At 68.4% G+C, this 23,726-nt stretch carries 29 protein-coding genes and 1 pseudogene; 14 read left to right on the plus strand and 16 right to left on the minus strand.

The genetic code is table 11. The features are described from left to right. The coding region (locus ITP53_RS28780) for a GxGYxYP domain-containing protein (protein ID WP_195898591.1) at positions 1–1,910 on the plus strand (1,910 nt) is incomplete at its 5' end. Between the two features lie 342 nt (positions 1,911–2,252). On the opposite strand, the gene ITP53_RS28785 is transcribed toward ITP53_RS28780, so the two are convergent. Together ITP53_RS28785 and ITP53_RS28790 are read right to left on the minus strand one after the other, a co-directional pair. Next, positions 2,253–2,951, minus strand: a complete 699-nt coding sequence (locus ITP53_RS28785; protein ID WP_195898592.1) for a MerR family transcriptional regulator — start codon at positions 2,949–2,951, stop codon at positions 2,253–2,255. Positions 2,952–2,984: 33 nt separating this feature from the next. Next, positions 2,985–3,686 carry a class I SAM-dependent methyltransferase gene (locus ITP53_RS28790; RefSeq protein ID WP_207756543.1) on the minus strand — a complete coding sequence of 234 codons (702 nt, stop codon included), beginning with the start codon at positions 3,684–3,686 and terminating at the stop codon, positions 2,985–2,987. A gap of 203 nt (positions 3,687–3,889) precedes the next feature. Here ITP53_RS28790 and ITP53_RS28795 point away from each other — a divergent pair, with 203 nt between their 5' ends. Continuing rightward, positions 3,890–4,153 (plus strand): hypothetical protein, encoded by a 264-nt coding sequence (locus tag ITP53_RS28795; protein WP_195898593.1) that lies wholly within the window; start codon positions 3,890–3,892, stop codon positions 4,151–4,153. A gap of 38 nt (positions 4,154–4,191) precedes the next feature. Here ITP53_RS28795 and ITP53_RS56230 read toward each other — a convergent pair whose 3' ends face one another. Then, positions 4,192–4,755 (minus strand): GNAT family N-acetyltransferase, encoded by a 564-nt coding sequence (locus tag ITP53_RS56230; RefSeq protein ID WP_207756544.1) that lies wholly within the window; start codon positions 4,753–4,755, stop codon positions 4,192–4,194. Between the two features lie 130 nt (positions 4,756–4,885). Here ITP53_RS56230 and ITP53_RS56235 point away from each other — a divergent pair, with 130 nt between their 5' ends. Beyond that, the gene (locus ITP53_RS56235; RefSeq protein WP_207756545.1) at positions 4,886–5,245 is read left to right on the plus strand and encodes a hypothetical protein; all 360 of its coding nucleotides are present in this window, start codon (positions 4,886–4,888) and stop codon (positions 5,243–5,245) included. 116 nt (positions 5,246–5,361) lie between these two features. Here ITP53_RS56235 and ITP53_RS28805 read toward each other — a convergent pair whose 3' ends face one another. The 3 genes from ITP53_RS28805 to ITP53_RS28815 form a co-directional block, all read right to left on the minus strand. Next, complete coding sequence (locus tag ITP53_RS28805) at positions 5,362–6,456, minus strand: serine hydrolase domain-containing protein (RefSeq protein WP_195898595.1); 1,095 nt, start codon at positions 6,454–6,456, stop codon at positions 5,362–5,364. A gap of 89 nt (positions 6,457–6,545) precedes the next feature. Continuing rightward, positions 6,546–6,698 carry a hypothetical protein gene (locus tag ITP53_RS28810; RefSeq protein WP_195898596.1) on the minus strand — a complete coding sequence of 51 codons (153 nt, stop codon included), beginning with the start codon at positions 6,696–6,698 and terminating at the stop codon, positions 6,546–6,548. Between the two features lie 22 nt (positions 6,699–6,720). Beyond that, the gene (locus ITP53_RS28815) at positions 6,721–7,827 is read right to left on the minus strand and encodes a D-alanyl-D-alanine carboxypeptidase (protein WP_195898597.1); all 1,107 of its coding nucleotides are present in this window, start codon (positions 7,825–7,827) and stop codon (positions 6,721–6,723) included. A gap of 211 nt (positions 7,828–8,038) precedes the next feature. Here ITP53_RS28815 and ITP53_RS28820 point away from each other — a divergent pair, with 211 nt between their 5' ends. From ITP53_RS28820 to ITP53_RS28830, 3 genes and pseudogenes are all read left to right on the plus strand, one after another. Beyond that, on the plus strand, positions 8,039–8,740 hold the full coding sequence (locus ITP53_RS28820; RefSeq protein WP_195898598.1) for a helix-turn-helix transcriptional regulator: 702 nt from the start codon (positions 8,039–8,041) through the stop codon (positions 8,738–8,740). A 56-nt stretch (positions 8,741–8,796) separates the two neighbouring features. Further along, a complete protein-coding gene (locus tag ITP53_RS28825) occupies positions 8,797–9,342 on the plus strand; it encodes a dihydrofolate reductase family protein (protein WP_195898599.1) in 546 nt (181 codons plus the stop codon). Between the two features lie 68 nt (positions 9,343–9,410). Continuing rightward, positions 9,411–10,080, plus strand: a pseudogene (locus ITP53_RS28830) (alpha/beta hydrolase). 16 nt (positions 10,081–10,096) lie between these two features. Here ITP53_RS28830 and ITP53_RS28835 read toward each other — a convergent pair. Continuing rightward, positions 10,097–10,513 (minus strand): HIT family protein, encoded by a 417-nt coding sequence (locus ITP53_RS28835; RefSeq protein ID WP_195898600.1) that lies wholly within the window; start codon positions 10,511–10,513, stop codon positions 10,097–10,099. Between the two features lie 71 nt (positions 10,514–10,584). Between ITP53_RS28835 and ITP53_RS28840 the strand changes: the two genes are divergently transcribed. Beyond that, the gene (locus tag ITP53_RS28840; RefSeq protein WP_195898601.1) at positions 10,585–10,782 is read left to right on the plus strand and encodes a hypothetical protein; all 198 of its coding nucleotides are present in this window, start codon (positions 10,585–10,587) and stop codon (positions 10,780–10,782) included. Positions 10,783–10,836: 54 nt separating this feature from the next. Here ITP53_RS28840 and ITP53_RS28845 read toward each other — a convergent pair whose 3' ends face one another. Further along, positions 10,837–12,120 (minus strand): sensor histidine kinase, encoded by a 1,284-nt coding sequence (locus tag ITP53_RS28845; protein WP_195898602.1) that lies wholly within the window; start codon positions 12,118–12,120, stop codon positions 10,837–10,839. After that, positions 12,117–12,779, minus strand: a complete 663-nt coding sequence (locus tag ITP53_RS28850) for a response regulator transcription factor (protein WP_195898603.1) — start codon at positions 12,777–12,779, stop codon at positions 12,117–12,119. Before ITP53_RS28850 ends, ITP53_RS28845 begins: the two co-directional genes overlap by 4 nt. A gap of 146 nt (positions 12,780–12,925) precedes the next feature. On the opposite strand from ITP53_RS28850, the gene ITP53_RS28855 reads away from it, so the two are divergent. After that, positions 12,926–13,447 carry a DUF5666 domain-containing protein gene (locus ITP53_RS28855; protein WP_195898604.1) on the plus strand — a complete coding sequence of 174 codons (522 nt, stop codon included), beginning with the start codon at positions 12,926–12,928 and terminating at the stop codon, positions 13,445–13,447. A 536-nt stretch (positions 13,448–13,983) separates the two neighbouring features. On the opposite strand, the gene ITP53_RS28860 is transcribed toward ITP53_RS28855, so the two are convergent. Beyond that, on the minus strand, positions 13,984–14,550 hold the full coding sequence (locus ITP53_RS28860) for a TetR/AcrR family transcriptional regulator (RefSeq protein WP_195898605.1): 567 nt from the start codon (positions 14,548–14,550) through the stop codon (positions 13,984–13,986). A 137-nt stretch (positions 14,551–14,687) separates the two neighbouring features. On the opposite strand from ITP53_RS28860, the gene ITP53_RS28865 reads away from it, so the two are divergent. After that, on the plus strand, positions 14,688–15,527 hold the full coding sequence (locus ITP53_RS28865; protein WP_195898606.1) for an oxidoreductase: 840 nt from the start codon (positions 14,688–14,690) through the stop codon (positions 15,525–15,527). Positions 15,528–15,592: 65 nt separating this feature from the next. Here ITP53_RS28865 and ITP53_RS28870 read toward each other — a convergent pair whose 3' ends face one another. The 3 genes from ITP53_RS28870 to ITP53_RS28880 are packed head-to-tail and all read right to left on the minus strand — an operon-like array spanning position 15,593 to position 17,611. Further along, the gene (locus ITP53_RS28870; RefSeq protein WP_195898607.1) at positions 15,593–16,033 is read right to left on the minus strand and encodes a hypothetical protein; all 441 of its coding nucleotides are present in this window, start codon (positions 16,031–16,033) and stop codon (positions 15,593–15,595) included. A 19-nt stretch (positions 16,034–16,052) separates the two neighbouring features. Further along, positions 16,053–16,808: a CPBP family intramembrane glutamic endopeptidase gene (locus tag ITP53_RS28875; RefSeq protein WP_195898608.1), complete on the minus strand. Its 756-nt coding sequence runs from the start codon at positions 16,806–16,808 to the stop codon at positions 16,053–16,055. Next, positions 16,805–17,611, minus strand: coding sequence for a helix-turn-helix transcriptional regulator (locus ITP53_RS28880; RefSeq protein WP_195898609.1), 807 nt, complete (start codon positions 17,609–17,611; stop codon positions 16,805–16,807). The genes ITP53_RS28875 and ITP53_RS28880 overlap by 4 nt, the downstream gene beginning before the upstream one ends. A gap of 372 nt (positions 17,612–17,983) precedes the next feature. Here ITP53_RS28880 and ITP53_RS28885 point away from each other — a divergent pair, with 372 nt between their 5' ends. Both ITP53_RS28885 and ITP53_RS28890 read left to right on the plus strand, forming a co-directional pair. After that, positions 17,984–18,604: an alpha/beta fold hydrolase gene (locus ITP53_RS28885; RefSeq protein WP_268961163.1), complete on the plus strand. Its 621-nt coding sequence runs from the start codon at positions 17,984–17,986 to the stop codon at positions 18,602–18,604. A gap of 166 nt (positions 18,605–18,770) precedes the next feature. Continuing rightward, complete coding sequence (locus ITP53_RS28890) at positions 18,771–19,412, plus strand: GNAT family N-acetyltransferase (protein ID WP_207756546.1); 642 nt, start codon at positions 18,771–18,773, stop codon at positions 19,410–19,412. Between the two features lie 35 nt (positions 19,413–19,447). Here ITP53_RS28890 and ITP53_RS28895 read toward each other — a convergent pair whose 3' ends face one another. Further along, entirely contained in the window at positions 19,448–20,005 is a 558-nt protein-coding gene (locus ITP53_RS28895) for a DinB family protein (RefSeq protein ID WP_207756547.1), read from the minus strand. A 790-nt stretch (positions 20,006–20,795) separates the two neighbouring features. Here ITP53_RS28895 and ITP53_RS28900 point away from each other — a divergent pair. Both ITP53_RS28900 and ITP53_RS28905 read left to right on the plus strand, forming a co-directional pair. Beyond that, positions 20,796–21,059, plus strand: a complete 264-nt coding sequence (locus ITP53_RS28900; protein ID WP_195898612.1) for a CopG family transcriptional regulator — start codon at positions 20,796–20,798, stop codon at positions 21,057–21,059. Then, positions 21,056–21,469 (plus strand): type II toxin-antitoxin system VapC family toxin, encoded by a 414-nt coding sequence (locus ITP53_RS28905; protein ID WP_195898613.1) that lies wholly within the window; start codon positions 21,056–21,058, stop codon positions 21,467–21,469. The genes ITP53_RS28900 and ITP53_RS28905 overlap by 4 nt, the downstream gene beginning before the upstream one ends. Positions 21,470–21,564: 95 nt before the next feature. Here ITP53_RS28905 and ITP53_RS28910 read toward each other — a convergent pair whose 3' ends face one another. Next, a complete protein-coding gene (locus tag ITP53_RS28910; protein WP_195898614.1) occupies positions 21,565–21,792 on the minus strand; it encodes a hypothetical protein in 228 nt (75 codons plus the stop codon). Between the two features lie 360 nt (positions 21,793–22,152). On the opposite strand from ITP53_RS28910, the gene ITP53_RS28915 reads away from it, so the two are divergent. Beyond that, a complete protein-coding gene (locus ITP53_RS28915; RefSeq protein WP_195898615.1) occupies positions 22,153–22,776 on the plus strand; it encodes a hypothetical protein in 624 nt (207 codons plus the stop codon). A gap of 115 nt (positions 22,777–22,891) precedes the next feature. Here the strand turns inward: ITP53_RS28915 and ITP53_RS28920 are convergent, their stop codons facing one another. Further along, complete coding sequence (locus tag ITP53_RS28920; RefSeq protein ID WP_195898616.1) at positions 22,892–23,296, minus strand: hypothetical protein; 405 nt, start codon at positions 23,294–23,296, stop codon at positions 22,892–22,894. Positions 23,297–23,726: the final 430 nt, after the last annotated feature.

Here is a 23,726-nt window from a genome sequence, read left to right on the forward strand (position 1 = left end):
CACCCCTCCTCCCCAACTTCGGCCGCCCCACCCGGCTCGACTTCGCCGACATCAGCACACTCCACGGAAACGACCAGTTGCTCCTGACCACCCTCCAAGGAGTCGTCAACCGCCGCCGCCCACGCCTGTACTTCAACTACAACGCCGAGAACTACGACGTCCCCTGGTTATCCGGCACCGGCGCGGCCGTCACCCGCCACGAACGCCCCCTCGACCTGATCGCCCGCTACCGCGACGAGGTCCGCGGCGCGATCCTGCACGACCCGGACGTGCCGGACTCGGTGAACGTCGCCACCACCCTCGCCGGCCTGGAGAACGCGGTCGCCGCCACCGCCGAGCAGGCCGCCGCCCACCGCCTCAGGACGATCGCCGATCTGCGCGGCAGGTTCGGCGCCGAGGACGTTCTGGGCACGTACCGCTGGCAGCTCGCCAACCTGTTCCCGCGCTGCACCCGGGCGCTGCTCACCGGCCTCCCGCCGACCAGGACGGTGAGCGTGGAGGGCGTGCGGTGGCGTGAGGTCGCGCGCGAGACCGAGCGGGTCCGCGACTCCGCCAACCGTGCGGTACGCACGTTCGACCTGAGCCAGGAGCTGTCCGGCGAGGAAGGCGTCTACCTGCGCTTCCAGGACTCGCTCACCGACGACGGCTGGGGCGCCTCGGTCGGCTCGGTCAAGGTGAAGGCCGACGGCGCCGAGATCGCCGCGTTCACACCGGGTACGGACGCCGAGGCCGCGTACCTCTTCGACGGCCTCAACTCGGCGCTCGGCGGGGACGCCAACCGCTTCTCCGACGGCGGCGGCTACTTCATCTACCGCTTCACCGCGCCCGCCGGCACCACGGAGTTGCTCGTCGAGGTGGACCTGTGGAACCAGTACCTCGTCACCGCCACCGCCACCGCGCCCACCCGGGTGGAGCCGTTCCCGTACTTCAGGGACTACGCGGTGGCGATGCGCGCCATGGTCTTCTGGCTGCCTCCCACCGGCCCGACGGGCGAGTTGCTCGACGAGATCCTCTCCCAGGTCGAGGCCACCACCCCGTACGCCGGCTGGTTCTCCAACGACGTGGCGGGCGAGTGGGGCGGCGTCGACCGCGCCTCGCAGCACGCCGTCGAGGTGGTGCCAGCTGACTACTACATGAACGCCACGGTCCACGCCGGCGTGCCCGCCAAGATCTCCGACCGGGTACGCCCGCGGCCCCCGGCCACCCTGCGCGACCGGGTCTACCTGACACTCACCGTCGGCGAGGGCGACAACGTCCAGTACTGCCAGCGCAGGATGAGGCAGCTCTGGGACGACCGGGAACGCGGCGCCGTGCCCACGAACTGGACGATCAGCCCGCTGCTCGCCGACATCGGGCCCGCGCTGCTGGCCTACTACCAGCGCACGGCCACGGCGAACGACCTGCTGGTGGCGGGCCCCTCTGGCGCCGGCTACACCTACCCAGGCTCCTGGCCGGCGGCGGCGCTGGACGCGTACACCGAGCTCACCGGCCGGTTCCTGCGGCGTACCGGCATGGATCTGGTGTACGCCTACAACCACCGTAACGAGGAGGGCGACGGCTGGGTGGCCTTCGACGAGCGGATCGTGGCGTCGTACCGGAAGAACACCCCGCTGCGCGGCATCATCCAGTCCTGGGAGACCGGCGACCTGCTGATCGATCCCGGCATCCCCGTGATCGGCAACTTCTCACCGCAGGGTGGGGCCCAGGAGTATCGCGACACGCTGCTGAAGCGGATCGAGGGCTGGGACGGCGCCGGGCCGCTGTTCATCGCGGGCGCGGTCAATGCCTGGAACTGGACGCCGGCCGACATCGCCGAACTCGGCGGGCTCCTCACCGAGCCCTTCGAGATCGTCCGCGGGGACACCTTCTTCAAGCTACTGACCGACTTCACCGCCACGCGGGCGGGCTGACAGCGCGGACAGGAGCAGCGCCTCGTGGCGGTGGACGAGGTCGCGATCGGCGCTCGCCCAGGCGACGGCGGCCGCGGGCGGCGCCGGCGTCGCGCGCGCGGCGCACGGTGTCGCCGATCCGCACGACTTCCCGCGCGTTGTTCCCGCCGGTGAGCGGCTCCTCGGTCACGTCATGCCTCCCCGGGCGTACGGATAGATCATCATAAAGTCGGAGCCACCGGTGACGGTATGTCTTCATTCAGCCACGGACAGGCGTCACACTCTTGTGTGCGGCCATCGCCCCGCTCTCCGTCGAAGGTGAAACGTGGCTCTTTCGACGGAGGCCCCGCGATGGCCGCGCACTCAGCCCTGGTAGAGGTCGATCCTGTTGGCGCTGGGGTCGATCACGCATGAGGATCGGGGCTTCCAGGCGGTGTCCGTGGGCGGGTGGAGCTCGGTCGCTCCAGCGGCGAGCGCGCGTTGATGGGCCGCGTCGACGTCCCCCACCAGCAGGCCGAAGCGTGACGGCCCCCCGTCCGCTTCTGGAGCGGCGATGGTCACCAGGAAGAAGTCGTCGCCGGGCCAGGCCCCGAACTGGAATGACGAGATCTCGGCGTTGAACGTCGCATCGAACGCCTTCGCATAGAAGTCGATCGCCTCCTGGCGGTTTCGTACGTGAATCGTCACCTGGACGATGCGGGGACCGCTGACGACAGACATGGGAACTCCGTGTTCGATGTACTGGCCTGCTCTGCAGGCCATCTGGGACAGGGCGTGAGCACGTTCGAGCAACCGCTCCTGATGCCGGGCCAGTACGTGACGCAGGGCCGTCTCTTGGTCGACGACTTCACGAATGGCGTCGATGGGCAGGTCGATTCCGCGCAGGGCGCCGATCAGCCGGGCTCGCCCGGCCTGCTCGGATCCGTAGCGGCGATAGCCCGTGGCGGGATCCACGAATGCGGGTTTGAGCAACCCGACCTCGTCATAATGCCGCAACGCGGAAATCGACAGGCCACTGACGAAGGCGAAAGCGCCGATGCTCAACAGTTTGTCGCTGCTCACCCCACCAGCGTGGGGTCTCGGGCTGGATGAGAGTCAAGAGCCGAGCGGACGCCGGGCGACGAACACGTATTCGCGGCTGTCCTCGGTGAAGGGCTCCCGGGCGAATCCACCGTAAAGCTCTTCCAGTTCGAGACCGGCGACGTCGATCAGCCCGAGCCACTCGTTCTTGGTCGCCCACCAGAAAGAGCTCGTGGCGCCGTCGTCGAGGACGATGTCGATGCGGTTGTCTCCCACGGCGAACCGGGTGGTGTGCGGTACGGGCTCGCGCTCGTACGCGCCGTCGAGCCGTGCGGCGATGTGGTGGTCGAAGGCGAGGGCGTTCCAGGCGAATCGCCCTCCTGGCCGGAGCGAGGCGGCGACGCGCTCGAAAGTGCGGCGGCGGTCGGCCCAGGTCGGCAGGTGCTGCAGTGACCGGAAGGGGCAGTAGATCAACGCCGCCGGCTCCTCCAGCGTGAGCTCGCGCATGTCGCCCTCGCGAAGGTCGAGCTCGACCTGCTCCTGGGCGGCGAGGGTGCGGGCTCGTTCGAGCATCGCCGGCGAGAGGTCAAGGCCGATGACGCGTCGCCCGGCCACCCGCGCGACCGGGATCGCGACCCGCCCGTTCCCGATCGCGAGCTCGACCAGCGGCCCGTCCGCCTCACGTGCGAGGCCGACGTAGAACGTGATGTCGGCCGCCATGTGAGCCGACCATTCCTCGTACCGGTCAGCGAACGCCTCATCCCACGTCACTCCCATTCGCCCAGGATCACACAGGATCAGGGCTGCCGATCATCCCCCGTGGGAGAAACAACCTGGCCGCCAGGGTAGAAAGAAGCACTCCCGGCACGGGCAACGACTGCCACGGACGCCGACAATCTGCCACCGTGTGCTCACACAGTGGGAGATCCGCCACGTCACAGGCGCGAGATCCCTCCTAGCTGGACCAAAGGTAGGAATGCGTGAACATAGAGGCACAGATCCTCGAGTTGATGATGCGTGTACGGGCGCTCGAAGCGGGCGCGCGTACCGGTGACGACATCACCATCGGCATAACCCAGGTCAAGGACGACATCGCCGACATCCGTACCGAGATGCGACAAGACATCGCAGCGCTCGGGGACGAGTTGGCGGGACTTCGGCAGAACATGAACGAGCACTTCAGATCCATCCGGTCCGAGATGCTGCGAAGCGCCGGCCACCCCCGACGCAGAACGATCAACTAGCGACTCCGATCCTGAGCCTTCGCCACATACACGAAGGCTCAGGCCCCACTCGCAACGTCCCTGCGCCTGATGTGCTCATGGCCTTCGAGCGGGAAGGAGGGCGGCGCCGCGGGGAGAATCCCGGCGAGTTCGTACCGGCTCTTCTGCGCCACCCGGCACGAGGCCAGGTTGTCCACCTGGTGCAGGAGCTCCAGCTCGTCGGCCTCGAGAGTGTCGAAGGCCCAACCGGTGAGGGCCTCGAGAGCGCGGGGCGCCACACCCCGGCCGCGGGCGTGCGCTGCGGTCCAGTAGCCCACCTCGGCCGACGGATTGCCGGGGGCCTTGAGGACCACATGGCCGGCCAACGGCCCGTGGGCCGGATCGGGCCGCGCTTCGAGGACCGCGAAGGCGTACCGGTCGCCCGCCGCCCATCCCCGCTCCTGGGCCCGTACCCACCGCACCGCGTCGGCCTCGTCCCGCACGGCGGAACTCGTCCAGCGGCGCAGCGCGGGATCCCGGAACAGCCCGGCCAGCGCGGCGACGTCCTCCATCCCCCAGGGGCGCAGCACGAGCGCGGGCGCGGCCGACGTCGCAGGCGCACGCAGGATGACGCTGTCGCTCACCGGCCGATCATATGCGTGGTTTCCTGTGCGTTCCCGACCTGTGGCCTGGCAACGCCACAACCTGGTTGCCGGGGCTTCGTGCGGCGGGCGACACTGTGGCGTGCATGCCAACGAGCAGGTCTTCAATGACTTGAGAGGTCGTGTCCACACGGCGTTGCGTGACGGCGGCCTCGAAGCCGAGTCTGTCGTCGAGCTGGCCTGCCTGCTGGAGGAATGGGGCGTGCACACCGCCGCCACCCAGGAACTCCTCGAGCGTTCCACCGCCGAACGCCCCCAAGGCGGTACCTCCCAAGCGAGCTCGTTGACCAAAACCTCCATCGCGATCGGATTCGCGGTCCTGTGCGCGTCGTACATGCTCAACGGCGGCGCCGGCCTGTTCATCCTCACCTATTACGTGGCCGCCGCCTTCTCCGGGCTCCTGTTCGCCCGCCTGGTGGGCTCCCTCGGCCGGGACGGCGCCGGCCTCTGGCAACTCACCCTGTCCCCCTGATCGGCATCGCGGGCCTCCTCCTGGTGAACCCGGCCAGAATGGTCCTCCCGCGAGCCCCCAAGTAAGAACCGGCCTCCAACGGGCTGACGCCATGGGATATCGGCCGCGGCGACGGCTCAGTCCTCGCCCACCACGGTCAAGTCGTCGCCCAGCGCAGCGGCGATCTCCGCGGCGCGGGAGTGGTCGTCCAGTCGTCGCGTCAAGTACGCGCAGCCATGGTGATGCTTGAGCGACCACCATGCGGCGGACCCGCCGATCCCGCCCTTCGCGATCTTCCCCCGGTCGCGGACGAAGCCCAGCGTCCAGGTGATCCTGGTGCCGAAGACCTCGTCGAAGTCCGTGACCTGAGAGGCCAGCAGGTCGGCGTGCAGCCGCGAGCCGAGCAGCACACGCACCGGGCCGTCCTCGCTGGTCAGGTGGGAGAAGAACGCCGCCATGGCGCTCGCGCTCGTGTGCAGGTTGACTGCGCCGAAGACGGCCTGACGCCAGGCACTGGAGTTCGTCCGCTCGACGTCCAGGACTCCGTCGGGAATCTGAAGCCATGGCGCCGCATGGAGCAGGCGCGGCCAGTCCGGATCGGCGTACTCCAGGTCGGCGACCCGGCCGAGCGCGTCATCCGGCACCCCGAACCACGCGTCCAGATCCAGCGCGGGCCGCACCACGTCGTTGAACACCTCGCCCAGCGTGGTGCCCGCGGTCGCGCGCAGAATGCCGTCGATCAAGTGCCCGTAGGTCAGCGCATGTTCTCCGAGCGACATTCCTGGAACGTACTCCGGCGCCGCTCGTACCAGGCTCTCGCGCAGCCCGGCATCATCCAGCAAATCCAGGCCGGCGGCCTCGGCCGGGAAGCGCGGCTGACCCGCCCGGTGCGTGAGCACTTGGCGCAACGTGGTCGACTCCTTGCCCTTGACCCCGTACGCGGGCCAGTGTCCGGCGATCGGCTCGTCCAGCGGCAGCGCTCCGTCGCGCACCGCCACCAGCGCGGCGAGGGTCGCGAACGCCTTGGACAGGGAGTAGGGCATGACCAGCGTGTCCGGCTGCCACGGGCGGGTCCGCGCGGCATCGGCCCACCCCGCGCTCAATTGGACGACCTCGCGGCCGTCCCGCCAGACCGACACGCCCGCACCCGTCTCCCGCCCCTCGTCCACCAGCTTCTGGAAGACCTCACGGACCGCGTCGTATCCCTCCGCGACAAACCCCTCGACCTTCACCGCGCACCTCCCCAGACATCAGCCATCCCTCCTCGAATATACCTATATAGGGTATGTCGGACAATGGCGGAGGACGATGACCTCCTGGGTCAGCGGGAGGACAAGCTCTCGTAGGCGGCCGCCGCGATCTCACCCAGCGCCTGGCCCGCCGCCTCGGCCAGTTCGGTTCTGCCCTCGGGCGATGACTGCCGCAGGCGTACGAACGTTCCGAACGTCAGCACGCGACCGTCCGGCAGTTCCACGAAGCCGGCCAGCCCTTGTTGATCAACGCGGCGTCACCGGCACCTTCAGCTCCTCCGGCAGCGGCGGCGACACGTGCTCGGCCAGCTCGTTCTGGTGCGTGTAGTGCGCGGACAGCGCCGCGAAGTCCGGAGTCGCCGTCAGGCCGGCCTCGGCCCGCACTCCCTCGTCCCGCAGCGCCTCGGTGAACAGCATCCCGGCGAACCGGGCGGGCGCCGGAACGTAGTAGGCACGGAACAGGTTCTGAACACCCAGCGGCACGTCCCCGCTGATCGTCACCCTGTGCGTCCCGTCCGGGGCGTCCACCGGGTCGGTGAACGTGAGCGGCCGCACGTCGGAAGCGGCCGCCGCGATCGTGGTGACGCCGTTGACGACGCGGATGTACGGGGTCTCCGGCGAGACCTCCAGCACGGCCGGTTCCCCGGCGGCGCCACCCGGCTTCACCGTGATGTCGACGAGATTGTCGTTGACCATGATGGGCGACATCGTCACGTTCCGCATGCCGTTGGCCAGGCTCTCCTTGCCCTCGCGGAACAGTGAGGTGTCCACGAGGACCCGGCCCTCGACGCGCCGCACCCCACGGCGGGCGACCTGGCGGGCGAGCTTGCGCACCTCCACCAGGGGGTCACCCGGCAGGGGTCCCGCTCCCTCGTTCCGGTCATAGGAATGGTCCGGCTCGGGGAGCTCCAGCGAGCCGTCCCGGCGTACCCGCCCGGACAGCAGCAGGTCACCGCCCGCGACCAGCACCAGATCACCCTTCAGCACCCCCTTGACCAGCGGCCCGGTCCGGTAGACCCGCGTGCGGAAACGATGAGCGGCGCCGAGCGAGTCGAAAGCGGTGCCCGCGGGGAAGACCTTGAACGACGAGCCGGGGGTGAAGAGCTCGGAGGCGTTCAACGAGTAGACCGGCCGGCCCGTGTCCGTGGCGTAGATCTGCATCCCCCAGCGCCCACCGGCGAACTCCGGCCTGCCCATGACCTCCATGATCCAGGCTTCGAGCTCGCCGGTGGGCGGGGACGCGGCACGGGCGAAACCCGGCGCGCCCGCCGCCACGAAGGGGGCGGCCCCCAGCAGTCCGAGCACGGACCTGCGCGACCATCCCGGCGCGGGACGCGGTTGATGCTGAGCCATGGTGCGTCGACCTCCTTCACAACCGGATGTGACCGGAGTCCGATCCAACGCGGCACCGCGTTTCCCCGGCGTTTCCGCGCCGGCCGCTGCGTGCGGTCGCCCCAGGAGCTGTCCCGTTGGGGGTGCTAATGTCACTGGGCGCGGTGGATGATCCCGCGCATCCCGCAGCAGGACGCCGACAAGGGCGATGGAGCCGGGAGAATGACCTCGGATGGGCTTGAAGGTCGAGAGTCGAACGTCGGATTCGCCGTACATCCAGCGGGTGTGGCGGAGCAGCAGCGATGACGTCAGCCAGATGATGTCGGTCGCGGCCTCGCATTGGGACCTGGTCTTCTGGGAGCAGCGCGGACAGATCAGCGTGGCTGTTCAAGGGCCGGAGACGAGGGCGACTCCGGCTCCCGTTCCCGAAGAGGCCACGTTCTTCGGGATCACCTTCGCACACGGCACTTCGATGCCACATCTTCCGGTCAACCGGCTCGTCAACGCGAACGCGGAGATCCCCGACGCGACGCGGAGATCGTTCTGGCTGAAGGGTGGCTACTGGGATCTTCCCGGCTACGACGATGCCGAGGCGTTCGTACGGCGGATGGCGCGCGAGGAGGTTCTGGTCAGCGACCCGCTCGTGGCCGCGGTGCTTCGTGGCACGTCGCCCGACGTGTCCGAACGGACCATCCAGCGGCGCCTCGTGGCGGCGACCGGGCTCACCCGCGGCGCCATCCGGCAGATCGATCGCGCCAGGCAGGCGGCGGTCCTGATCCAGGAGGGTGTGCCGGCCCACGACGTGGTCCACCGGCTCGAATACTTCGACCAACCACACCTGGCACGGTCCCTCACCCGCTATGTCGGGCGCACCGCCACGCAGTTGAGCGATCCGCAACCGTCGGAGCCGCTGTCGCTTCTGTACAAGACCTGAGCGCCCGCTCCCGCCTAGTCTCCATTCGTCACCCTCAAGGACTAAGGAACAGAGCGATGGCTAAGATCATTTCGAGCTTCTTCATCTCCGTGGACGGCGTGGTCGAGTCGCCGGACAAGTGGCACTTCCCATACTGGAGCGATGAGATGGGCGCCGTGGTCGAGGCGGGCATGGGGAGCGCGGCGGGGTTCCTGATGGGCCGCAAGCTGTACGACGAGTGGTCCGCGTACTGGACGACGACGGACAATGACCCGGATGCCGCCATGTCCCTCAACAACGCGCGCAAGTATGTCATGTCCAACAGCTTGAAGAAGGCGGACTGGAGCAACACCACCATCATCTCCGGCGACGTCGCGGCGAAGCTGCGCGAGCTCAAGGAGCAGGCCGACGGCGACATCCAGATGTCCGGCTCCGCGACGACCGTACGGTGGCTGCTGGCCAACGGACTGCTCGACCAGTTGAACCTGCTCGTCCACCCGATCGCGGTCGGCCATGGCCGGCGGCTGTTCGAGGACACCCCGACCCACCCGCTGAAGCTGGTCAAGTCCGAAACCTTCCAGACCGGCGTACTCAACCTGAGCTACGTCCCCGACGCCGGCTGACCTCGGCGCGTACCGGAAACGGCGTTGATCTTGCATAATCTGTCGGTCGCGCCATGTATCCATGAGGAATGGCGACCTTCGTACTGATTCACGGCGGCGGCGACAGCGGCTGGGCCTGGCATCTGCTCGAAGCCGAACTGCGCTCACGGGGACATGACACGGTCGCCCCCGACCTGCCATCAGACGACGTTTCCGCAGGACTGGACGATTACGCCGATGCCATCGTCACGACCGTCGGCGACCGGCGGGACGTCGTGGTCGTCGGCCACTCGTACGGCGCCTTCACCGCACCCCTCGTGGCCGATCGGGCTCCCGGTGGACGTGCTGGTCCTGCTGGCGGGGATGATCCCGGCCCCTGGCGAGCGGCCGGACGATTGGTGGGAGAGCACCGGGTGCGTAGAAGCCAGACGCGAGGCGGGCATGTCCGGCATCAACGACCCCTTCGAGAGCTTCTACCATGATGTTCCGCGCGAACTCGCCGAGGAGGCCCTACGCCGGGGGCGCGATGAATCCTCCCGGGCCGGGAACGAGCCTTGGCCACTGGAAGCCTGGCCGGACGTGCCCACGAAGTTCATCCTGTGCAAGGACGACCGCTTCTTCCCAGCCGATTTCTTCCGCAGGCTGGCGAGAGAACGGCTGGGCATTGTGCCTGACGAAATCTCCGGCAGCCACTGCGTCGCCCTCAGCAGGCCAAAGGAGTTGGCGGACATGCTCATGGGTTACCTCAAGCGCCCATGAGCGGGGCTTGACGTGCTCAAGCCTGACCGCGAATCTCCGCCGCCAAGCCCGCAAGAGACTCGACGGGGACCTCGGCCTCGGTCCAAGGTGGCGTGAGATCAGTGAGTGTGTAGCGGGGGACCACGTGGATGTGGAAATGGAAGACGCTCTGCCATGCGGTTTCGCCGCTCGCGTGCCAGAGGTTGATGCCAGGCGCATGCAGAGCCCGGGTCAGTTGGCGAGATACATGGACGGCCGTGCGCATGACCTGCGCCGCCCCATCGGGCGAAATCTCTGCCAAGTCTCTATGATGCTCTCTCGGCACGATCAGGCTATGGCCTTCGGTGACCTGAGCGATATTGAGAAAAGCAATCGTGTGATCGTCTTCATGGATCATCTGCGCAGGTTCGTCTCCTGCGATGATCCTGCAGAAAGTACAGGCGTTCGCGGTCATGTCAAAGGTTCCTTCCTGTAATCACGGCAACTCATCCGACTCCGTTTGCACCGAATCGTATGATCCCTTTCATGCCGATCCCCCGAGCGGTCGCCGTGGTCGTCGACGGACAGCCAGGCCCAGTGGTCGGAGGTGAACGCCGCGCGCCTCCACGGCTCGGGACAGCCTTCGCGCTCAGCGAACCACTGCCGGGCCAGGGCGGCCTGCCGTTCCAGAACCAGAGATTCGGCGGCCTCGGCCACGGGATCGTCAGGGAAGTCCGACGGTGACCAGTTCAGCCGGCCCGACGTCGTACGCCACCAGCGCTCGCGCCGATCGCGTGATCACCTGCGTATCGCCCGCAAGACCCTTCTCTCGCTCGCCGATGAGCCCGACCCCGCACCCGAGCCGGGGCTACCGTCTCCCGTGATCTCGGACCACCCCCGCCTACCAGCAGATTCTGGGCGAGTCAGCAAGGTCACCGTGATGTCGAGCCCGCCCTCCGGCAGGGCGCGTACGACGTAACGGCCTCGGTGCGCGGTGGTGATCGCGGCAACGATGGAGAGTCCGAGCCCGTGTCCCTGGCTGGCGCCGCCCCCGACCCGGTCGGGCGTGCGCCTCCGGAACGGCTCGAACAGCGCCGTGACCATGGTCGGGCTGAGCACGGTGCCGCTGTTGGCCACCCGCAGCGCCACCTCGGTCTGCCCGGCCCTGGTCTCCACCTCGATCCAGCCGCCCGGCGTGTTGTGCCGTACGGCATTCTCGATCAGGTTGGCGGCCAACCGTTCGAGCAGGGTCGGGTCGCCGAGCACGCGAGCGGGGGCGAGCCGCTGGGTGAGCCGCAGGCGCTGGAGCTCGACGTCGCCGGCCACGGCGGTGAGAACGGTTCGTACGGCGGCGGCGAAATCGACGTCGACATAGTGCTCGACGCCCCGCTCGCTACGGGCGAGTGTGAGCAGGCTGGCGATGAGATGCTCGTGCCGCTGGGTCGCGGCGTGTACCCGTTCGGCCATGGTCCGCAACGACTCCAGCGACGGGGTGGCGAGGGCCACGTCCACGGCGGCGCGCTGCACGGTGAGCGGGGTCCGCAGCTCGTGGGAGGCGTTGGCGACGAAGCGGCGCTGCGCCTCGAACGCGGCGGCGAGCCGACCGAGCATGGCGTCGAAGGTGTCGGCGAGTTCCTTGAGCTCGTCGCGGGGACCGCGCAGGTTGATCCGCTCGTCCAGGTTGTGAGTGGACAGCCGCCGGGCGGTGGCGGTGATGTCGCGCAGCGGGCGTAGCACCCGGCCGGCCACGACCCAGCCGAGCGCCAGCGCGATCAGTGACACGATCGCCAGGGCGAGCGCGGACTGGATGAGGAGCTGACTGAGCGCGTCGGCGCGCTGCTCGGCCAGCGCTTCGGCGATCCGGTCCCGTAGCGATCCGCCGAAGACGTCCGCGCGGGGCGAGAAGGAAGAGGCCGACTGGCGGGGGAAGCGCATACCCATGGCCTGGAGCGCCCGGGCGAACAACCCGTAGGTGATGGCGAGCAGCAGCAGTCCGACTGCGAGGAACAGCCCGCCGTAGAGGGCGGTGAGCCGCAGCCGGATGGTGGCCGGCGGGCGGCGAAGCGCGAGCCGTACCGTCATGGCCGGCCGATCCGGTATCCGGCGCCGGGGACGGTGTCGATGACGGCGGGCTCGCCGAGTTTGCGGCGCAGCCGCATGACCGTGACTCTGACCGTGTTGGTGAACGGGTCGGTGTGGGCGTCCCAGACGCGTTCGAGCAGGTCCTCGCTGGTGACCACTGCGCCGCGGGCGCCGAGCAGCACAGAAAGGACGCCGAATTCCTTGGCTGTGAGGTCCAGGCGCCGCGTGGCACGCGTGGCCACGCGGCGGGCGGTGTCCACGGTGAGGTCTCCGTGGACGAGCACCGGCGGGATCGCCGGGTTGGCGCGCCGCGCCAGTGCGCGGATCCTGGCCACCAACTCGGCGAAGGCGAACGGCTTGGCCAGGTAGTCGTCGGCGCCAAGACTCAGCCCTGCCACCCGGTCGTCGAGCGTGCCGGCCGCGGTGAGCATCAGCACCCGCGGCACGGCCCCGTTCGCGACCAGTTCCTTGCACACCTCGTCGCCGTGCACGTCAGGCAGGTCGCGGTCGAGCACCACGACGTCGTAGCGGTTGACGGCGAGTTGCTCCAGGGCATCGGCCCCGCCCAGTGCGCCGTCGACCGCCATCCCCTCGGCGCGCAGCCCGTCGAGCAGGATCTCCACCAGGTCCGCCTGGTCCTCCACGACCAACACCCGCATCGCTGTCTCCCCTCACACCCGCTCAGCCTTACCAGGCTGCCGAAACCCCGATAACGCCGGCGTAACAGGAGAGGGCTCCCGCTGCTGTTACGCCAGTGTTAGCACCCTCGTCACAGACTGCCGGAAGCCGATTGAAAGGAGCGCATATGAAGCGCTTGGTGGTGATCGCCGCGGCGGTTCTGATCGTGGGAGGGCTCGGCGGGGCGGCCTACGCCGCGTCGTCGGGCGAGGCGACCCAGCCGACCGTGCGAGCCAGCGCCGGTCCGGACTTCTCCCGGGATCTGCCGGCGCCCGGCACGATGCTGTACGGCGAGACGGTGACCCAGTCCGAGGACGGCGGGAAAACGGTGCACAACTGGCAGCGAGGCCAGGTCGCTGGGATCTCCGGCACTGCGATGACGGTCAAGAGCACCGATGGGACCTCGTGGACCTGGGCCCTCACCGGGGACACCAAGATCCGCGGAGACAAGGAAGACACCTCCGTGTCCGACATCAAGACGGGCGACGAGGTCATGGTGGCCGGCACGCGGAACGGCGAGAGCCGTACCGCCTCGTCCGTCACCAGCCCGCCTCGGGACTTCGGCAAGCTGCGGGAGCGCCTTGCGGAGTTGCGGGAGAACGGGGGCCCGCGGGGTCTGCGGGAGCGCCTGGCGGATCTCCCGTCCTGACGCCTTGGGGCCTGACGCCGGGGAGCGTCCCCGGTGTCAGGCCCGATGCCTCGGACTTCACCAGTCGGCGCATTCTGCCCGGGAAACTCTCTGCGAATCCCGGCCTTCCGGCATTTCGAGATGTAGGCGTCGGCGGTGACAGTCAGGTTGGCGCTGATATTGCAGTTCGGCGCTGGGGGCGGTGGACCGAGTGGGACGACGATCAGCGACGCGCCCTGCGTAACGCTCGCCATCGCAGGCGGAGCGGCGAGGGCGAGCCCGGCCCATGAAAACCGGCGCGATGACGGACACGAACATGCGGGTAATACGGGCCATCTCTCCCTGATGAGACGGCCCAGGCGGACTTTGCCACCTGGGCCTGCCAATGTTGGGAGAGACGGTCGTCCATTCGGCTGAATTCATGATGAAGCCGGGCTGAAAACCGTGGTCAGGGACGGCCCACTGGAGGAACGACCTTGGCGGAGTACTTCGACCTCGTCAGGCGCGCCCGCGACACCGTACCGGCTGCTCGTTAGCCGAGGGCCGGCCCTCGGCCGTCATCGCGGGGTGAGCCCGGGCCGGCGGCCGCCGACGCCGTTCAGCAGGGTGTCGACGACGAGGTCGGCGGCCTGGGGTGGCTCGATCCGGGGAAACTGGTGGGCGGCCGTGTCCACGAGATGGTCCAGCATGGCGCGGGCCCAGCCGGGTGGCACGTCGGACCGCAGGAAACCCTCGTCGGCCGCCCGCTGGACGAACCTGTCGAGGCGGCCGCTCTGCTCCTCCCGCCGCGCGTTCGCGTCGGGGTCCGCGCGCATCATCCGGCGCGTGTCCAACGGCCACTCCCGGCTCACCGGGACGATGGCCTCCACGTAGCGGTGCAGCGCCACGGGCACGGGCGCCTCCACGAGTCGCGCCTGGTCGAGAACCCGCTGCGAGGAGTCGAGCTTCGCCTCGAAGACGGCGGCGAGCAGGGCCTCGCGGGTGGCGAAGCGCCGGTAGACGGTACGCCTGTCGACCCCGGCCTCGGTGGCGATCGCGGCGATGCTGGTCGCCGGGTCCTCCGCCAGCAACCGGGCCCCGGTGCGCAGGACGGCGTCCAGGTTGCGCGCGGCATCAGCTCTCATTGCCCTCCTACCTTACGCGTTGTGTGCCATCTCACCGCCCAATCTCCATTCAAGGATGGCACAAACGAAGGTTAGTGCTACGTTAGTGTGACAGTTAATTCACCCCGGAAGGTCCCGTGAGGGAAGAGGAGACAGATATGAGCAGGACCTGGCTCATCACCGGCAGCTCGCGCGGCTTCGGCCGCGAGCTCGCGGTGGCCGCGCTGGAGCGCGGCGATCGGGTGGTCGCCACCGCGCGCCGCCCCGGGCAACTCGACGACCTCGTGCCGAAGTACGGCGACCGGGTACGCACGTTCGCCCTGGACGTCACCGACGCCGAGGCCGCGCGTGCCGCCGTGAGCTTCGCCGTCGACGAGTTCGGCGGCCTCGACGTGGTGGTCAACAACGCCGGCTACGCGAACTCCGCCCCCATCGAGGAGATCCCGGACGAGGACTTCCGCGCACAGGTCGAAGCCAACTTCTTCGGCGTCGTGAACGTCACGAAGGCCGCCCTCCCGGTCCTGCGCGGAGAGCGTTCTGGACACTTCCTCCAGTTCTCCTCGATCGGGGGCCGAGTGGGCGGCTCGCCGGGTTTGGCCGCGTACCAGGCGGCGAAGTTCGCGGTCGAGGGCTTCTCGGAGGTGCTGAACAGCGAGGTGAAGCCGCTGGGCATCAAGGTCACCATCATCGAGCCGGGCGGGTTCCGTACCGACTGGGCGGGCTCGTCCATGAGGACGCCCCCTGTCGGCCCCGACTACGAGCAGACCGTCGGCGCGATGAACCGCCGCCGCGCCGGCTTCGACCGTACGGCGCCGGGAGACCCCGCGCGGGCGGCCCGGATCATTCTGGACCTCGTCGACCTCGACGAGCCGCCGCTGCGCCTCCTGCTCGGCTCGGACGCGGTGGAACTGGCCGAACACTCGTCCCAGGCCCGAGCCGCGGAGGCGGCGCGCTGGGCGGAGGTGAGCCGCTCGGCCGACTTCCCGCCCGGAGAATAGCCCCGCCGCGCAGGTCATGAGATCAGGACCGCATCGAGCGCGCAGCCGGCACCGACCTCCGCCGCTCACCAGCTCAGCACCTTGGACCGGCCGGCCGGTGTCGGCAGGCGATCGCGCAGCACCCGAACGCCCAGCGGGACCAAGGCCACGCAGAGCAGGACAGTGACCAGCACGTCGGGGATGGAGGCACCCTTCAGCACACCCATCCAGGTGCCTCCTGCCAACAGCAACATCACGGCGCGGGCGGTGCCGAAGAGGCCTGAGCGCCAGACGGCGATGGCCAAGAGGAGCGAGCCCGCGTACTGGCCGACCGAGGCCCAGACCGGCACTCGCCACGGTCCGTAGGAGACGTCGGCGTATTCCTTCGTGATCGCGTTCGTCGCCTGGTCCAGCCCGATGACCTCGGTGAGCTGGAAAGCGGTCTGGTCGGCGCCGGCGAAGTACAGGCGCGCGAAGAGCCCGGCGACCAGCAGCGTGGCGCCCCAGAATGCGAGGCCGTCATCCACCTGCTAAGGGACCTCGACGTCATCCGGGAACCGCTGGACGGCCCCACCGGCGGCTACCGAGCACGCACGCGATGGCGAGCACGGTCGTCACCGGTCCGAGCGCGGCCGTCGGCACCGAAGGTACGTACGACGCGCACACGTTCGCCACCGCGTGCACGACGACGATCGCCGCGACGCTGCGCGTACCGGCGTAGATCCACATCCAGATCACCCGGCCGCAGACACCCGTCAGCGCGCCCAGCGCGACGAGCACCGGCGGCTGCCCGCTCACGACGATCGACGGCAGGTGCCACGCCCACCACACCACCCCGAGGACGAGCGAGCCGGCGAGCAGGCCGTATCGCTCCCGCAGCCGGTCGGCGGCGTAACCGGTCCAGCCGAGCTCCTCGCCGGCGGCGGCGAGGAGGAACACCAGCGGCAGCACCAGCATCGCCACCACCGGCAGCTGCGGCTGGCCGGGCAGCCGGACGTCGAACAACCGCATCAGCCCGTACGTGAGCAGCAGCGTGACCGGGCCCAGCAGCAGCACCGGCAGGTACCAGACCGGCCTGATGCGCCGGAAGTCCACCGCGCGGCGGAGCAGCCGGCCGACGCCGGCGAAGCCCTCCCGCCGGTGGGTGAGAATCGCCGCGGCGGCGAACGGGACGAACGCCAGCACCGCATCCAGCACCGGCATGTTCTTGGGCATGCCCAGGCCGTGCACGAACGGGCTCAGCACATAGATCGGCAGCGACAGCGCGGCAACGAGCAGAAAGTACGTCCACGGGAACCTCATCCGCCGAACGTACGTGCGCCTCCGCTTATGGGCTTGAACGAATGGGACCCCTGCGCGAGCTGGGTAGGCGTGCTGCCGGTGAGTGCGCGGGCCTCGCGGACGAGGTGCGCCTGGTCGGCATAGCCGGCTGCGGCGGCGGCGTGCGCGCCGGCACGGGGGCGCACGGCGAGGAGCGTGACCGCGTGCTGGAGCCGGGAGATCCGGGCCACGGTCTTCGGGCGGAGCCCGACCTGATCGGCGAACCGGCGAGCCAGGTGCCGCCGGCTCCAGCCGAGCCGCTCGGCCAGCTCGGCGATCCGCACGTCCCGCGTGGTGCGCAGCCGCCGGTACGCCCAAACGACGCCGGGGTCCGGTGCCGGCCCGCGAACCAGCAGGTCGCCGAGGGCCGCGTCCAGCAGCTCGAACCGCCGCGCCCAGCGTGGCGCCTCGGCGAGCCGGGCGATCAGCCGTTCGGCGTCGGCGCCGAGCAACGCGCCGAGGTCGACGGCGTCGTTGCGCAGCAGCCGCAACGGGACGCCGAACAGCGAGTACGCGGTCAGCGGATCGAGCGTCAGCCGCACACCGTGCTGCACGCCGCTCAGACCGGTCGTCGCCGGCACGTCGCGCGGGCCCGCGAGCAGCGAGACGTACGCTGCCGCGGGCGATACGACCACCGGGTCGGCGAAGCCGACGAGCATGGTCAGGTCGCACGACGCGAGCTCGGATCGTCGTACCGGCACGGCGATGCGTTCCTCATACCCGCCGCAATCGCGGAGGCGCCCGGCGAGCAGGCGGGGCGACCGGACGCAGATCTCCTCGCCCACAGCTCCTCCCATCGTTGTACGGCCACCCGCCAGAGCCGTCACTTACCGCAGCCTGCCAGCCGCGGGTAGGCCTGTCCACGCCCGGACGGTGAGCCGACCGGCTCAGCACACGGAACATGATCGCGGCCGACTCAGGCTCAGGGCTCAAGGACCCAATGCAGGTACAGGGCACGACAACCCTCGCACCGCGATGATTTATCAGAACGCCGTCCGTCCCTTCCGCCAAGCTCCTGCGATTCCTCGGTTGTCGATGTGGTGATTGGTAGGCCGCTATGGCCGGGGGCCGGTGAGGCCGTGTCGCAGCAGTCCGGTCAGGGTGTCGATCGCCTCGTCGTCCCCGAGTGAGCGGCCGACGGGCTCGCCGCGTACCGGCTGAAGGACATGGCCGAGGACGCCCTCGCGGTACTGGACGCCCTCGGGTGGCAGTCCGCGCACCTGGTCGGCACCTCGCTGGGCGGGATGATCGCCCAGACCCTCGCCATCCTGCACCCCACCCGGGTGCGCACCCTCACCTCGATCATGTCGACCCCCGCGGCTCGGATCGGCACCATACCCAAGATCGCCACCCTGAGAGCGATCATGAAACTCTCCAACACGCCGGTCACCAGCCCGGACCAGGCAGCGCAAGAGGCAGTCGCGATGAGGAAGCTCATCGGCTCCCCGCGCTACCCCTTCGGCGAGAAGGAGGTGGGCGACATCGGCCGCCGCTCCTATGAGCGCCATCCCGGCACTCCCGAAGGCGACGCGCGCCAGCGTGCCGCGGTCACCGTCTCCGGCGACCGGCGCAAGGCACTGGCCACACTACGCATCCCCGCCCTCGTCCTGCACGGCGAGGACGACCCGGTCATCCAACTCAAGGCCGGACAGGCAACCGCGGCAGCCATCCCCGGCGCACGCCTGGTCACCTACCCCGGCATGGGCCATGACCTGCCCAGGCAACTCTGGCCGTCCATGCTCGAGCAGATCCGGACCCTCACCTTCACACATTCATAGATGGCTCTCCGGGCATGTACGCGCCGGGCCATCCGGCGAGCCGGCTGTGTGGCGGCATAGCGTGGCCCGCATGGAGATCGTCAGCACGCGCGACGGGTGGACGGCCCGCGATTCCGGATCGGAGGTGGGGCGGGCGAGTGGGTTAGTGATGCCCAACGATGCCTGTTTGGCCTTCTTTCACGGCTGCCGGGCAGACGCCTACGCACCGTTGGCCGCGGCCATGGCGGGGCATTTCGGGCGGCCCCTCCGCGTCGTGGTGGACGAAGGCGACGATCTCTCCCCATTGACGGATGCCGGGTTCGTCCTGGAGCGCCGTGAGAGCCGCTACACCGTGTCCACGGGTCCGGCGAGTGTTCCGGCTCCCTCCGGCTTCACGCTGGTCACCGCGGACCTGGTGCCCGAGCTCGAGCTGCGGGAGCTTGATGACGAACTGCGGCAGGACGTTCCCGGAGCTGAGGGCTGGAATTGGGACGAGCGGGGTTTCCGGAAGGAGACCTACGAGTCGTCCCAGTACGATCCCGCCACCTACCTCGTGGCCGTCAACGGCTCGACGGGGCTGTACACCGGGATCGCCAGGATCTGGATCAGGCCCAGCGGGCCGCGGCTCGGCATGGTCGCGGTGACCCGGGCTCATCGGCGGCGGGGGCTGGCCAGAGCGATGCTGTCTCAGGTCTTCGGTGTCCTCCACGGGCGGGGGCTGACGGAGGTTTCCACCGAGATCGACGACACCAACCTGGCTTCCATCGCTCTCCTGGCCGACTTCGGAGCCCGCCGTACTGGCGCTGATCTCTGGCTGGTACGTCGCTGACGGCCCGGCGGGCGTTTGCTCGCGCTACCGCGCCATTACTGGCCTATGCGTCCGTCGATCCGCTCGCGCAACAGGTCGACGTGACCCATGTGGCGGCCATACTCCCAGATGCTTCCGACCAGCGCCTCGCGCAGCGACATCAGCCCTCCACCGCTGCCATGCAGATTCAAGGGATCGTCGGCGGTGATGTCGAGACTGGGCGCCTCGGCCACGAACCGCGTGGCGAAGTCCACCTCCGCACGCCATGCGTCCCACGCCTCCGCCACCACCTGAGGGTCGGGGACAGCACCATCGAAATCACCGTCACGGTTGGTGTCGGAGCAGAACAGCTTGGGCACGTCCTGTCCCGCCATCAGCACCCGGAACGTCGCACGCTCCACCTCGGCCAGGTGCCGCACCAGCCCCAGAAGCGACATCGTCGACGGCTCGACGGAACGCCGCGCCATGGCCTCCGCATCAAGACCCGAGCACTTCATCTCCAAGGTGAGGCGGGCACAGCGCAGGGATTCGACCAGCGTGGCGCGCTCGTCGCCCAACGTGGGCCCGTTCTCCCGTGGGTCGTCGTCAGAGGGCTTGCCATCCGCGGTGAACATGTCGGCTCGTCGTGTCGTCTCCATGGCCGCAATCATCGGCGATGCACATGGCGGCCGACAAGCGATTAACGACACCCGCACTGTGGGCAATCGGGTTCGGCACACCCTGCTCGCGAGCACCCGGGTGACCACCACCTTGCACGGAAAGGCTGTAGCGGCTCCGACCTTGAGCGATCACGCACAGCCGCACACCTGTGACCTGAGCTGACGCCGACCAAGGTTCGATGGCACGTGCTCAACCTTCGGTGACAGAGGACAGCATGCGTTGACGGCAGGTCGCCGTGACGAAGAGCTACGGCCGCAGGTACGTCGAGTTCGCCACTTCGTCGAGTCCCGTCAAACTGTCGCTCTACAAGCGTCGTGCCCTCGCCAAGGTCGCCGGCGTCGCTCCCGACGGCACCGGATCGCACCGGCTCATCATTGGCAGCGATGCCGGGCCCTTCACCGACCCGGACGGCTTCGTCTGGGAGGTGGGCCGTCGCCGGCTCGTAGGCGGACTGGTGACCGCCCTCCCGGCCACGCTCGCCGTACCCCGAGCGACACCTCGCTGCATTGTCGTCGGCCATAGAACACCGCTACGGCCTCCTCCTCCACCTCGCGATGCACCGCTCTGGACGCCGCTCGCCACGAGACCGAGATCACGGACACCGTCCGCCCGGTGGTCCGCCAACCATTGCCTTCGGCCATGCGTTGCGCCGCTCAGCTCTCACCGTCACAACTCACCGACGGCGGCCCCCGACGCGAACAAGCGACTGGGAGGCTCAGGAGGATGAGAGGTAGGATAGAGGGCATGAGCGAGCCTACTGGCAAGTATTCGATCACTATGCCGCGCGACATCGCGGAGGCCGCCCGGTCCCGGAGCGGCCCTTCTGGCCTGTCCGCCTACGTCGCCGCCGCCGTGGCCCGCCAGATCGAGCGCGACAACCTCAGCGAACTCATTCAAGTCGCCGAGGCCGAGCACGGCCCCATCACCGACGACGAGGTACAGGCACTGCGCGACCTGCTCCACCAGGCCCGGCAGCGACAAGCCCACGATGGAGCAGATTCCGCGTGACCCGTTCTCCCGCCACCCCCGGCGGCACCCTCGTCCTCGATAGCGAGGGACTGGCCAAGGCCGTCCTGCGCGACCGTACGGTCACCGCATGGCTCGCCCTCGCCCGCGCGGACGACCTCCGCGTCATCACCTCAGCCGTCACCCTCGTCGAAGTGGTCCACCCCCGCATCAACCGACCGGCCCTGGAGTGGACGCTGTCCCGCCTTGTCATCGAACCGGTCACAGAACCGATCGCCCGCCACGCCGCCACTCTCCTGGCCGACGCCGGCCTGCACGGGCACAAGTACGCCATCGATGCCATGCTCAGCGCCACCGCCCTCGCTGCCCCTGGCCCCGTCACGGTTCTCACCTCCGACCCTGAGGACCTCGCCGCCCTGTGCGGTGGACCCGCCATCGTCATCAAGATCTGAGCTCTGCCAAATCACGTAGTCGCCGGATCTCGCGTAGATTTCCTGGCCACTGAGCGGTGGATGTGCTCACGCTGTGTGTTCCCCGCAGTGCGGGCTCATAGCTTGTATAGCTTGTGGAATGGTGTGGTGATTCGTTCCTGCCGCGATCCGAAATCGACGAACACGGCGACCTCGTCTTCTACACCAATGACGACGCCAAGGCCATATCGATCATGGGTCACCTGGTCGTTCAGGCTGAACCGCTCGACAGGCAGAGCAGGAGGCGGAGGTTTGAAGGGACTTGTGGGCAGGTGACGACGGGGTGCGCCGCTGGCTGGTTTCATCCCCTCAAGTATGTGCTGCCCGAGGGAACGCCCACTACGGAGGATCGGCTAACTCCACCAAAACGATCAAGGTCCGGGCGAGGATGTGCCTCCTGACCTGGGCCTCCATAGTTAGAGCGGTGACGGGAATCGAACCCGCGCCGTCAGCTTGGGAACTGCATCGATCACGGCCCGCCAAGGCGCTGAGCTGCGCAGAAGGCCGGACCCGAGTAAACCGTGGTTGACCGTTCCTCACCCTGGTTAATGGCCCGCTAATGGCCTAACGATCAGCTCGATCCCCTCGGGACAGCCGTGCATCGTCAATACCCCCTGCGGAAAATCTCTCTTGCCGGGCTTGATGCAGCGAGGCAACACTGCAACGTGCACTCCGATGAGCAAGCCAAGCAGGTGATCGACGAGTTGACGGGCCGTATCTACACGGCATTGCGCGACGGCGGCGTCGACGCCGAACCCGTCCTCGAACCGGCGTCCTTGCTGGAGGAATGGGGCGTGAGCACTCCGGCTACGCGGGAACTCCTCCAACGCCCCCCTGCCCATCTGACCACGGCCGACCTGATCCGCCTGGGCGAGAGGCTTCTCGGCGACACCAACTTCGAGCCGACCTTCGCCAGCGAACCCCGTCTGTGGACGACGCTGGAGCACGCACTAGACGTCGTGAAGCGCGACGTTCGCGCCCGAGGAATCACCGGTACGCTCCGCTTGGTTACCCACGACTGGGACAGCAGAGGTCTCGCCTGGGTGGAGTTCCAGGGCGGTTACCACGGCAACGGCATCCCGCCCATCATGGGAAGCACCCCTCAAACGGCGCTCGCGCAGGTCGCCGATGCCGTCCAAGAGACGATCATGGAGCTGATCTGGAGAGTCTGGCCTGTCTGCGCTACGCACGATCTTGGCCTGCACGCCGGATGGGACCAGGGGATCGCCGTTTGGCGGTGCACCAGCAATGGAGCGCATATCGTCGCGCCGGTCGGTGAACTGCCCTGACGCCGGCGGCGGCGCTGGCCTGCGGCTGCGGCCGGTCATGAGTGACCGTGGTTGGCCTCTCGTTACTCCCCTTAATGGCACGCTTATGGCACGACGATCAGTCTCGTAACTCTCTCTACAGGCATTTGAGCCAGGCAACCAACGTGTAGCCGCCGCCGTCAGGCATGCTCACCGTCCTGTACCCGGCCTTCACTCGGGCCTGCGTCGCCGCGTCATTCTTCTCATCCGAGAGGCACTCGGGTCGGTCCCCCATATGAGAGGCACCGCTGGGATCCTCCCATGGGATGCCAGCAGGGATGAACGCCGACATGTTCTCGTCATCCCTCACGAAGGTGCCCGAGCCGTCGGTCATCAGCACCGCGCGCCCTTCGGCGACATGAAGCGGCATATCACCGGAGGACAGCAAGGTCGCCACGACACCACCTACGAGCGCTGATACGAGAACGATCAGGACAAGGGCTGCCTTACTTAAAGTGACAACACCCGTGAGGACGCGTAATGATCCGCCGAGAAGAGACATGCAACGAACGGTACGACGCGGTGATTCCGGGATGTCTGTGCATCCGCACGAGCCTGACCGTCTGATCATTCCGTCTCCCGTCGTCCCGCCCGAAGGGGAAGCGGCTTGTCCCGGGTCGATGGTGGGCGGGGTGATCAGGCTTCCACCTCAGCCGTCCACGGATCTCACGCCTGCGGGGCGGTCATCCCGGAGTCGGAGCGCCCCCCGCCGGAGGCGTTGCTTTGCGGAGGTAGTCAACGACAGCGCAGACACCAGCGGCGATTACCAAGCCCGCTCCGGCTTTGACATGCATGTCTATGGCATTGGAATCGCCCTGGTATTCGACGAGGAACCATGTTGAGCGCAGTAGCATCCACAACCCGATGATCAGGAACCCCGTGCTAGCGGCTCTCAGCACGGTGGGCCATGAGCCTGTACGTGATCGGTGCAG

The sequence above is a fragment of the Nonomuraea cypriaca genome (genome assembly GCF_015645445.1).
GTDB lineage: Bacteria > Actinomycetota > Actinomycetes > Streptosporangiales > Streptosporangiaceae > Nonomuraea > Nonomuraea cypriaca.

Coding starts and splice junctions, on each gene's coding strand:
- ITP53_RS28850 (WP_195898603.1), bottom strand. CDS start 12,779: ATGCGGGTGTTGGTCGTGGAGGACCAGGCGGACCTGGTGGAGATCCTG.
- ITP53_RS28855 (WP_195898604.1), top strand. CDS start 12,926: ATGAAGCGCTTGGTGGTGATCGCCGCGGCGGTTCTGATCGTGGGAGGG.
- ITP53_RS28900 (WP_195898612.1), top strand. CDS start 20,796: ATGAGCGAGCCTACTGGCAAGTATTCGATCACTATGCCGCGCGACATC.
- ITP53_RS28895 (WP_207756547.1), bottom strand. CDS start 20,005: ATGTTCACCGCGGATGGCAAGCCCTCTGACGACGACCCACGGGAGAAC.
- ITP53_RS28820 (WP_195898598.1), top strand. CDS start 8,039: ATGGGCTTGAAGGTCGAGAGTCGAACGTCGGATTCGCCGTACATCCAG.
- ITP53_RS28825 (WP_195898599.1), top strand. CDS start 8,797: ATGGCTAAGATCATTTCGAGCTTCTTCATCTCCGTGGACGGCGTGGTC.
- ITP53_RS28865 (WP_195898606.1), top strand. CDS start 14,688: ATGAGCAGGACCTGGCTCATCACCGGCAGCTCGCGCGGCTTCGGCCGC.
- ITP53_RS28845 (WP_195898602.1), bottom strand. CDS start 12,120: ATGACGGTACGGCTCGCGCTTCGCCGCCCGCCGGCCACCATCCGGCTG.
- ITP53_RS28860 (WP_195898605.1), bottom strand. CDS start 14,550: ATGAGAGCTGATGCCGCGCGCAACCTGGACGCCGTCCTGCGCACCGGG.
- ITP53_RS28920 (WP_195898616.1), bottom strand. CDS start 23,296: ATGTCTCTTCTCGGCGGATCATTACGCGTCCTCACGGGTGTTGTCACT.
- ITP53_RS28815 (WP_195898597.1), bottom strand. CDS start 7,827: ATGGCTCAGCATCAACCGCGTCCCGCGCCGGGATGGTCGCGCAGGTCC.
- ITP53_RS28840 (WP_195898601.1), top strand. CDS start 10,585: ATGCCGATCCCCCGAGCGGTCGCCGTGGTCGTCGACGGACAGCCAGGC.
- ITP53_RS28790 (WP_207756543.1), bottom strand. CDS start 3,686: ATGGGAGTGACGTGGGATGAGGCGTTCGCTGACCGGTACGAGGAATGG.
- ITP53_RS28910 (WP_195898614.1), bottom strand. CDS start 21,792: ATGAAACCAGCCAGCGGCGCACCCCGTCGTCACCTGCCCACAAGTCCC.
- ITP53_RS28875 (WP_195898608.1), bottom strand. CDS start 16,808: ATGAGGTTCCCGTGGACGTACTTTCTGCTCGTTGCCGCGCTGTCGCTG.
- ITP53_RS28835 (WP_195898600.1), bottom strand. CDS start 10,513: ATGACCGCGAACGCCTGTACTTTCTGCAGGATCATCGCAGGAGACGAA.